Source organism: Alteromonas sp. 14N.309.X.WAT.G.H12 (genome assembly GCF_036697315.1).
Lineage (GTDB): Bacteria > Pseudomonadota > Gammaproteobacteria > Enterobacterales > Alteromonadaceae > Alteromonas.
In genome coordinates this window covers 1-9,836 of sequence record NZ_JBAHZB010000121.1, presented here as the reverse complement: position 1 = coordinate 9,836, position 9,836 = coordinate 1, and the positions used below count along the sequence as shown (strand labels likewise).

At 45.3% G+C, this 9,836-nt stretch carries 10 protein-coding genes; 6 read left to right on the top strand and 4 right to left on the bottom strand.

Features of this window, described 5'->3' with window-relative positions:
- The 6 genes from ccmE to V5298_RS18165 all read left to right on the top strand — a co-directional run.
- Positions 1-380, top strand: a 380-nt coding sequence (gene ccmE / locus V5298_RS18190; RefSeq protein WP_332932846.1) for a cytochrome c maturation protein CcmE, incomplete at its 5' end; no start/stop codon positions are given.
- Positions 370-2,367, top strand: coding sequence for a heme lyase CcmF/NrfE family subunit (locus V5298_RS18185; protein WP_332932845.1), 1,998 nt, complete (start codon positions 370-372; stop codon positions 2,365-2,367). The genes ccmE and V5298_RS18185, both read left to right, overlap by 11 nt.
- Positions 2,364-2,981, top strand: coding sequence for a redoxin family protein (locus tag V5298_RS18180; protein WP_332932844.1), 618 nt, complete (start codon positions 2,364-2,366; stop codon positions 2,979-2,981). The genes V5298_RS18185 and V5298_RS18180 overlap by 4 nt, the downstream gene beginning before the upstream one ends.
- Positions 2,978-3,427: a cytochrome c-type biogenesis protein gene (locus V5298_RS18175; RefSeq protein WP_332932843.1), complete on the top strand. Its 450-nt coding sequence runs from the start codon at positions 2,978-2,980 to the stop codon at positions 3,425-3,427. Before V5298_RS18180 ends, V5298_RS18175 begins: the two co-directional genes overlap by 4 nt.
- Positions 3,424-4,674, top strand: a complete 1,251-nt coding sequence (gene ccmI, locus V5298_RS18170) for a c-type cytochrome biogenesis protein CcmI (protein ID WP_332932842.1) — start codon at positions 3,424-3,426, stop codon at positions 4,672-4,674. The genes V5298_RS18175 and ccmI overlap by 4 nt, the downstream gene beginning before the upstream one ends.
- A gap of 5 nt (positions 4,675-4,679) precedes the next feature.
- Complete coding sequence (locus V5298_RS18165; protein ID WP_416351204.1) at positions 4,680-5,483, top strand: MlaA family lipoprotein; 804 nt, start codon at positions 4,680-4,682, stop codon at positions 5,481-5,483.
- 42 nt (positions 5,484-5,525) lie between these two features.
- Here V5298_RS18165 and galE read toward each other — a convergent pair whose 3' ends face one another.
- The 4 genes from galE to V5298_RS18145 all read right to left on the bottom strand — a co-directional run bounded on the left by galE (position 5,526) and on the right by V5298_RS18145 (position 9,752).
- Positions 5,526-6,545 (bottom strand): UDP-glucose 4-epimerase GalE, encoded by a 1,020-nt coding sequence (gene galE, locus V5298_RS18160; protein ID WP_332932841.1) that lies wholly within the window; start codon positions 6,543-6,545, stop codon positions 5,526-5,528.
- A complete protein-coding gene (locus tag V5298_RS18155; protein WP_332932840.1) occupies positions 6,542-6,838 on the bottom strand; it encodes a DUF6170 family protein in 297 nt (98 codons plus the stop codon). Before V5298_RS18155 ends, galE begins: the two co-directional genes overlap by 4 nt.
- Before the next feature lie 99 nt (positions 6,839-6,937).
- Positions 6,938-8,434 (bottom strand): peptide MFS transporter, encoded by a 1,497-nt coding sequence (locus V5298_RS18150; RefSeq protein ID WP_332932847.1) that lies wholly within the window; start codon positions 8,432-8,434, stop codon positions 6,938-6,940.
- Positions 8,435-8,645: 211 nt separating this feature from the next.
- Positions 8,646-9,752: a capsule biosynthesis protein gene (locus tag V5298_RS18145; RefSeq protein ID WP_332932839.1), complete on the bottom strand. Its 1,107-nt coding sequence runs from the start codon at positions 9,750-9,752 to the stop codon at positions 8,646-8,648.
- Between the last annotated feature and the right edge of the window lie 84 nt (positions 9,753-9,836).

The following is a 9,836-nucleotide window of genomic DNA, read 5'->3' as shown; positions in this document are numbered from 1 at the left end:
GTATTGATTTGTTTTACACCCCCAGTCAAATTGTGGATGGCCGTGATGGTAAGAGGCCCGAAATTGGGCAACGTTTGAGGATAGGTGGCATGGTTGTCCCCGGTAGTGTGCAGCGGGACAAAGACAGTTTAGAAGTGAGTTTTGATCTCGTTGATACAGGGCCGGTTGTAACGGTTAAGTATGCGGGGATCCTGCCGGACCTCTTTCGCGAAGGGCAGGGGATTGTGGCAACGGGTACCCTTGTTGATAATCGTTTAATCAAAGCCCAAGAAGTGTTGGCGAAACATGATGAAGAATATATGCCGCCTGAATTGGCAGAACAAATGAAGGGGATTCAACACGTGAAACCAGACAATATTGGGGGCGGCAATGATTCCTGAATTAGGTAATATCGCCCTTACGCTTGCGCTGGTCAGCGCTATTTTATTGGCCGTTTACCCCATGTGGGGCGCACAAACCCAACACACTTTGTTAATTGGCACGGCGAAACCCCTTGCAACGGGGATGTTTGTATTTACCTTGTTGGCCTTTCTGGCGTTGGTGTATGCCTTTGTAACCGATGATTTTAGTGTGGCTTACGTGGCCCAGCATTCAAACAGTCAGCTTCCTGATTACTACAAAGTGACTGCGGTATGGGGGGGACACGAAGGGTCTTTCTTGTTGTGGGTGCTGATGTTGTCAATATGGACGTTGGCCGTTGCCATATTTAGCCGTGGGATCCCCGATGCCATGGTAGCCCGAGTACTCTCGGTGTTAGGGGCCGTGGGCGTTGGCTTTTATTTATTTATGTTACTTACATCCAATCCCTTCGACAGCATGTTGCCCTTTTTTCCTGTGGATGGTCGGGATTTAAATCCGCTGTTGCAAGATTTTGGCATGATCATTCACCCTCCCATGTTGTATATGGGGTACGTGGGCTTTTCGGTGGCTTTTGCGTTTGCTATTTCGGCCTTGATTTCCGGTCAGTTAGATTCAACTTGGGCGCGTTGGTCGCGACCTTGGGTTATTGCCGCTTGGTGCTTTTTGACCGTGGGGCTCGCGTTGGGGAGCTGGTGGGCCTATTACGAACTTGGTTGGGGAGGCTGGTGGTTTTGGGATCCTGTGGAAAACGCAGCTTTAATGCCTTGGTTGGTAGGAACGGCGCTGATGCATTCTCTGGCCGTAACTGAAAAGCGCAAGGTATTTAAATCCTGGACAGTATTACTGGCCATCGCGGCTTTTTCATTAAGTTTATTGGGTACCTTTCTTGTTCGCTCTGGCGTGATCGTATCGGTACATTCTTTTGCCAGTGATCCATCTCGGGGGCTATTCATTCTTGGTATTTTAGTGGTGTTATCGGGCTCCGGCTTATTGCTGTATGCCTTACGGGCTTCTCAATTGCGTTCCCCCGGACGTTATAGCCCGGTTTCCCGAGAAGTACTGTTAATGGGTAATAACGTCTTTTTGTGTGCGGCAACCATCGTGGTCTTTTTAGGCACCTTGTTACCTTTGGTGCATAAAGAACTTGGATTAGGTTCTATTTCAATCGGTGCACCGTTTTTCGATCAGATGTTTACCTACCTCATTGTGCCTTTTGTGTTTTGTCTTGGATTAGGGCCATTAACTCGATGGAAGCAACAGTCGGTAAAGGTGCTACAAAAACAAACCTTGATTGCTCTGGGTTTAAGCATAAGTGCCGGTATTCTCATTAATTCTACCTATGATGCACCAACCTATATGGGCGCTTTGGGATTAATCTTATCGGCTTGGATCCTTATCAATTCGGTGCAAGAAGTGATGCAGCGTACCCAGGCCATGTCCCCAGCCCCCTTTTTCCATAAGCTGAGGCAGCTTACTGCCAGTCATTGGGGCATGGTATTGGGGCATTTAGGATTTGCGGTTACCCTCATTGGGATCACCTTGGTGTCTAATTATGCCTTGGAACGGGATATCCGCATGGCACCCTCAGAAACCGCCACACTGGGTAGCTATACCTTTCATTTTACTCAGCTAAAGCAAAAACAAGGGCCAAATTATACTGCTGATGTGGGCGTGTTTGATGTGTATCAGGGCGATAAAAAACTGGTGCATCTTGAACCGGAAAAACGTTTGTATACGGTACAAAAAATGCCTATGACAGAAGCGGGCATATATTCCTCCTTATTACGCGATCTATTCATTGCCATGGGCGAACCCCTTGATGATGGGGCATGGGCGGTGCGTATTTATATAAAGCCTTTTGTCACCTGGATATGGGCAGGGGCAGTGATCATGGCAATAGGTGGCATTTTCTCTATATCTGATCGACGCTACAGAATGGCGAAAATCGCAGCGGTAAAACGGGCTTATAGCGGACAATCTGTAACGACGCCAGGGGAGGTGTCATGAATAAAAAACTGGTCCTCTTTTTAATACCATTAGTATTGTTTGCCTTTTTGGTGGTGTTTCTTTTCCAAGGTTTGTTTTCTGATCCTAGACAGCTTGATTCGCAGGCAGATGGTAAGCCAGTGCCCGCTTTTTCTCTGCCTGATTTGATGGACCCCTCTAAAACCTATGACCAAAACGTATTTAAAGGCGATGTCACCATATTGAACGTATGGGGAGTCTGGTGTGTCACCTGTGCCGTTGAGATGCCTTTTCTTACCCAATTGCGTCAAGAGCAGAATGTACACTTTGTCGGCTTATATTTCGATCAAGATCTCGACCCAGATTTTGGTACTAAAACCTTAAGTCGGGTGCAAGAGGAGGTGACGGATATGCTGAGTCGTTACGGTAATCCGTATCGGTTTAACATTTTTGATGTTTACCGTGATACCTCGTTAGATTTAGGGGTGACCGGTGCCCCAGAACATTTTCTCATTGATAGTAAGGGCGTGATTCGAATGCATCATATTGGAGATATCAATGCCCGCGTTTGGAAATCAAAAATCGCGCCGCTTTATCAGCAATTGCTCGCCGAAAAGGCAACGGCTGAACAACATGAAAAGGGCACGGAAGAATGAAAAAAGTGTTTCTTTTGTTAGTGCTCATGGTGGGTATTTATGATCCCGCATTAGCGGTTGAAGACAATTATAGCTTCGCTGATCCGGCCCAGCGTGTGAAATTTTTGGAATTAACAGCGGTATTGCGCTGTCCTATGTGTCAAAACCAGAATATCGCAGATTCTGATGCCATGATCGCCCACGATATGCGCAGAAAAGTGTATAGCTTACTTAAAGAAGGCAAGAGTAAGGAAGAAGTCATTGCCTACATGAAAGATCGTTATGGTGATTTCGTTTACTATAAGCCGCCAGTGACAATCGCCACGGTTTGGTTGTGGGCACTACCGGTTATCTTTATTGTTTTGATCATGTTTTTTGTGATCTATCGTCGTTCAGCCACCCCCGAACAAGATACTGCCGCAAAACTTGAACAGGCTGAGGCTATGCTAAAACAGGATGATTCATGAGTTGGAGTATTTTCGTTTTTATTGTTGCTGGGCTTATTACGCTGGTCAGCCTGCTTATTGCCGTACCTTGGTTACGTAAGCGAAAAGTAAGCCAGCGCGACAAGTTGTCAAATATAGCGGTTATAAAACAGCGTCTGGAGGAGTTAGAAAGGGAAGCCAATGAAGGCTTAATTAGCGCCGATGATAAACAAAAGGCCGGTGATGAATTGAAACTGGCGCTGGTGGATGAAAGCGTGCCCCATCGTGCAAAGCGGGCCCAAAGTGCGCTTCCTGCTTTAATAGTAGGCGGGGTGTTTGCCTTTGCCACCGGAGGGCTTGTTTATTTTACAGTGAATCATTTAAGCCAAATCAACCAAGCACAGTCGGCGATTGCTGCGTTGCCAGAATTAAGCGAAAAGCTGTCATCGGGGAATGCCAGTGATTTCACTGCCAGTGATGTGTCGGCATTGACCTTTGCCATCCGCCAGCGCTTACGTCAGACCCCCGATGATGCCACAGGATGGATGTTTTTAAGCCGCCTTTGGCTGTCGGTGGGTGAAAATGAACAGGCAATTCAAGCCATTGAAAAAGCGCTCGCTATTCAGCCAAACAACAGCACGGTAAACATTACCTATGCTCAAGTATTAATGGCTTCGAATACTGAAGCCGATTTAATCAAGGCCCAGTCTGTTTTAGCCGGTTTGTTAAGCCAAAATGAGGAAAGTGATAATTTAACGCTAATGATGGCTGTTGTTTCTGCCCGTCTTGGTGATCTAGACAATACACGAACGTATTTTGCAAAAGTGCGTGACAAGCTGCCTGAAGATAACGAAATCCGCTTGGGATTGGAGCAACGAGTAAGTGAATTGGAAACCCAAAGTAGCGTAGCACCAACTACATCGGGTACTATTGCGGCAACTGGGTTTACCATGCAAATTACCCTTGATGAGGCACTGAAAAGCAAAGTGCCGTCACAGGGGTATCTGATTGTTTATGCTCAGGATGCTAACAGCGATAATCGAATGCCGGCTGCGGTGGTTAAAATGCCGTTACAAACATTTCCTGTGACAATTAGGCTCACATCTGAAAATGCTATGTTGCCTTCATATACGTTATCATCGTTGGAGCAAACTAAGTTGGTAGCACGGATATCATCCGACGAAGATGTTATGCCAGCCTCCGGTGATCTGCTTGGTCAATTGATTGTCACTGTAAGCAAAGGTGAGGTGTTGCCGCAAAAAATTGTAATTAATGAGGAAATCATGTGACCTTGTTGTCCAAAAAAATACTATTAAATCTTGTTTTAAGCGTGATGCTTTTAGGCGGCTGTGCGTCGCAAGTTGATGTTCAGCAGGAAGATGAAGTAAATCAGTACGAGGGCGATCCTAAGGATCCCTTTGAATCGGCAAACCGTGTGATGTGGGATTTTAACTGGGAAGTGCTGGATCAATATATCTTGCGGCCGATTACCGTCGCTTATGTAACGGTAATGCCACAGTTTGCTCGTACAGGGTTACTGAATGCCGCGAATAATTTGGAAGAACCTGGAAATATGGTCAATAACCTTTTTCAGGGGAAAGTCGATGATGGTTTAGACAGCATGGCGCGCTTTTTAATTAATACCACAGTAGGCTTGCTCGGTACCATTGATGTGGCAGACAAAATTGGTATTTCTCGCAAACGAGAGAGCTTTGGCGAGGTGCTCGGCGTTTGGGGTTCTGATACCGGGCCATACCTAATGATACCGGCTTACGGTCCCAGTGATCCTCGTTCACTCACCGGTGATGTGGTGGATGGTTTGTATTATCCCATGGCCATTCTTGATGGCCCGACTACGGTGCTCCGATATGCGGTGTCCATTTTAGAAGGTAGGGCGTCATTAATTGATCAGGAATCTCAGTTAGATCAGGCTATTGATGATTATGCCTTCGTTAAAAATGCTTATTTTCAAAACCTCGAATATCGGGTTACTGACGGTGAAAGTGGCAATAAAGCCATTGAGCAGGATGATTTAGATGATTTTGCTGAGTTCGAGTCCATGTTAGATGATATGGAGCCAGAAGATAACAACGAATAATGTTTCCATAGGATAATAAAAAAGGGCCTGTAGAGGCCCTTTTTAGTTGTTATAACCGGTTGGATTGTTAGATTGCCAGTGCCACACATCCTTACACATATCGGTGAGGGTTTTTTCAGCACGCCAATTTAGTTCTTTTGCTGCTAAGGTAGGATCAGCATAACAAGCGGCAACATCGCCACTTCGGCGAGGGGCTATTTTGTAATTCACTTTTTTTCCTGACGCCGCCTCAAAGGCCGCTATCATTTCTAAAACTGAATAGCCTTGACCTGTGCCGAGGTTATAAATATCCAGCCCCCTATTTAAAGACAACCTATCGAGGGCTTTTAGGTGCCCACTGGCAAGATCTTCTACGTGAATATAATCACGAACCCCGGTGCCGTCTTTGGTGTCGTAGTCATTACCAAATACGCTTAATTGCGCCAATTTCCCCGTAGCGACTTGGGAGATATAGGGCATTAGATTATTGGGAATACCATTGGGATCTTCACCAATTTGTCCGGACGGATGTGCGCCCACCGGGTTAAAATAACGTAGCAAGACCACATTCCACTGGGTGTCTGACTGGTACAGATCCGTAAGCATATGTTCCACCATTAACTTAGACATACCATAAGGGTTGGTGGGGTGTCCTGTTGCCATTTTTTCATTCAAAGGCAAGGATACAGGATCGCCATAGACAGTGGCTGAGCTACTAAACACAAGGTTTTTAACGTTATGCTGGCGCATTGACTTACACAGTGACAGGGTGCCATAAACGTTGTTTTCATAGTATTCCAGTGGTTTTTCAACGGATTCACCCACGGCTTTTAATCCAGCAAAATGGATGACAGCGTGAATGGGATATTGACTGAAAATACTGTCCAATACAGACGGGTCACGAATATCACCTTGTATAAATGTCACTGATTTACCGGTGATATTTTCGACCCTACGTAGTGACTCCGCACTGGAATTGACCAAGTTATCAAGCACAACCACAGAAAAATTTTGTTCCAGTAATTGTAAAACCGTATGACTACCAATGTAGCCAGCACCGCCGGTAACCAAAATGGTTTTCATTTTCTCTCCTTAGATAGCACACGAGGTACGTATTTCGCACACAGGGAATATTGTATGGGCTTTATAATAAGAGGATAGAGCAGAAATACAAGGAAAGCCCACAGTAAAGAATGCCAGTTGGCAGATGTTCTGATGATGAAAACGAAGACCGGAACAATGACTAGCAATTTGAGTACATTTAACAAGGTTTTTTCCGGCACCGTTAACATTTTAGCTGCACTGTTAATGATTTGCATACGTTGTGCGAGAGAATAGGATTTTAAAGCCGGGATTTGACGAGTTGAAAAATACAAGGTAGTAGACGCCTTAGTAGTTAAATTATACCGTTATTGAATTAAGGTTTTTAACTATCAGGGCGGCTTAATGCCGCCCTGATATCCCCACAATCTATGTTATGCGGCTTTTTCATCTTCTTGCGGAAGTTTTTCCCAATGTCGGGTGACCAGTGAGAAAACCAACACTAATACGCCAATGATAGCGGCAAATATGGCAATGTTACTAAATAACTCTGACACATTTCCAGACTCATCGGTGCCAAATGCGCCGGCTAAAACCCCTGCGATAACACTGCCAATAGAGTAAGTAAGTACAAATAAACCCATTAATTGTCCAGAGAAGCGGCGGGGCGATAATTTACTTACCGCACTTAGCGCTACAGGGCTTAAGCACAACTCACCTACGGTGTGTAAGAAGTAAGTCGCCACTAACCAATACGGGGCCACTTGCTGCTCCCCTGTGGCCAGCATGGCGGCGAAGAACATAACCACAAAACCGCTTCCCATGATGAGTACGCCGATTGCACACTTGATGCCATAGGATGGATCTAACATGCGTTTACCCAATTGGATCCAAAGCACGGCAAAGAAAGGTGAAAGAACAATGATGAAAATGGAGTTTAATGACTGGAACCAAGCGTAGGGAATTTCAAATGTTCCTAACATGCGGTCGGTATTTTCATTGGCAAACACGTTCAGTGAAGAGCCCGCCTGTTCGAAGCCGGCAAAAAAGCAAGCTGAGGCAACACAGATTAAGAACAAAGCCAGCATACGCTTCTTCTCATTTACCGACAGGTCGCCAAAGAAGAAGATAAAGCCAAAGTAAAGTAAGAAGATTGCAGTAAACAAGTAGGCCACATATTCTGCCACAGCGGCGACATCAATGACCAGAAAACCTGCGCTCATAGCATAGGTAACAACGGCGAGTGCCACTAGAAAAAGCACGATGCCAACCCAGCTGCGCTGAACGCCGGATGGGGTCATATTCACCGTCGGGCGCGCGGAACTTTCCGGCAATTTGTACTGTGTTATACGATATTGGATCAGGCCAATGCCCATACCGATGGCGGCCGCACCAAAGGCCCAGTGATAGCCTTTTTCCACGGCTAACCAGCCACAGATAAAGTTACCGATAATGGAACCGATATTGATCCCCATATAATAAAGGGTATAGCCGCTGTCTCGCCGGGCATCATGTTCAGAATATAACTGACCGACCATTGCGGAGATGTTGGGTTTCAGTAAGCCCGTGCCTAAAACGACTAATATAAGGCCGACAAAGAAGGTCGAGGTGCTGGGAATGGCCAGTACAATGTGACCACTCATAATGATAATACCACCGTACCATACGGCATTTTGTCCGCCAAATAGCCTATCAGCGAGCCAGCCCCCGGAAAGGCCCATGAAGTAAACCGCACCAGTATACAATCCGTAAATAGCGTAGGAGGTTTCTTTATCGAAACCTAAGCCTTCTTCTTGGATAGAAAGCATCATGAATATAACCAAAAGTGCCCGCATGCCGTAATAGCTCATGCGTTCCCACATTTCGGTGAAAAATAGCGTCTGAAGGCCCCCTGGATGGCCAAAGAAACTGGTATCGTTAGATGTTTTTATTGTCACAATATCGTTCCGTTTTAATGATTGTTTTATTTAAAATCAGTACAGCTAGGATTTCAGCTCTAAAAGGCTGAATTAATTGTCGGTTAAAAAATAACTGCACCGTTAGTCGTTATACCGAAGGAAACCACTATACACAATACGACTGGTTGGGCAAAGAGGATGAGACTAGAGGGCTGAAGCATGCTGTCAACCCTCCTTCACTGGCTTATAACTCTTTTATTGTGGCGATCACAATGCGTGCAGTGCCGTAGATAATAAGCAAAATAACACCAAACAGTGTGAGGTTATATGGGATCCTAGGGTAAGCGTTGTCGTCAGGCAGTGTCGGCGTTTCAATGGTCACCAAATGCTGGAGTTTTTGATAAGCTTCCACCCGTGCATTTTCCAATGACACCAGTGATGACGAATAGGCTTGTATGGCCAGTTGCAGCTGAACCTGTAAGTTACTGTACTGAGCCATCAAGTTACTGACGGAGAGGGAGCCATCGTTTTCCTGATTACTAAACGATTCTTTTTGTAGGCTAATTTGCTGTCTTAGCGCGTTAATTTGTCGCTTAGTATTTTGCACTTCTGGTGCCATCGGGGACATCATGGTTTCCAAGCTGTTCAATTCCGCTTGTTTTTGTGCCAAAGTTGCTTGCAATGAAAATGCGATTTGCTGGGATGCCGCACCCTCTGCTGTAGGATCAAGTACGTTGTATTTGGATTGAAACGCTAACAATTCATTTTTTGCCGCTTGCAGTTTTTCTTCTACGATACTGTGCTCGTTTTTGGCGAAAGCCATTTTCGATTTGGCCAGATTATTGTTAATGGCATTAAGAAATTCTTCTGCTTTTTTAACGATCGCCCCGTTGACCTTACGGGCAAATTCCGGGTCAAAACCTCGTACTTTTAAGGTAATAACCGAAGAGGCAGAATCGACGTCCACGGTGACATGATCAAGGTAATATTCGTAAAATTCAATTTGCGAGTGGTGGCTATTAAGACGGCTGAAGAGATCACCCACATCGCTGCTGTAGTGTTCGCTTAATGACAGCGTTTGCTCAAGGTAGCGCATCATATCTTGTGATTGTATATAGCTTTCAATAATTTGACTGTCATTGGCGGACGAGGCGCCAGTGATGGTCCCTGCTAGCAATGTAGAAGGGTCAAAGGTACTGCCACCATCGGTGGATTTAACGATAAGTCTACTTTCACTTTCGTACTGCGGTGCAGCTAAGAAAATGAGATAAAAGGCATAAATGAGCCAAGGAGCTACAATAAAAATCAGCTTATTTTTCTTTAATTTTCCGATAAGGTCTTTAGTATTCATGTGTCCGCTTCTTTGGTGTTCTGTTATTCTGCCATGTAGGCACTAATACCTTCTTCAAGGTCTTCAAAATAGTGCAACTTACCC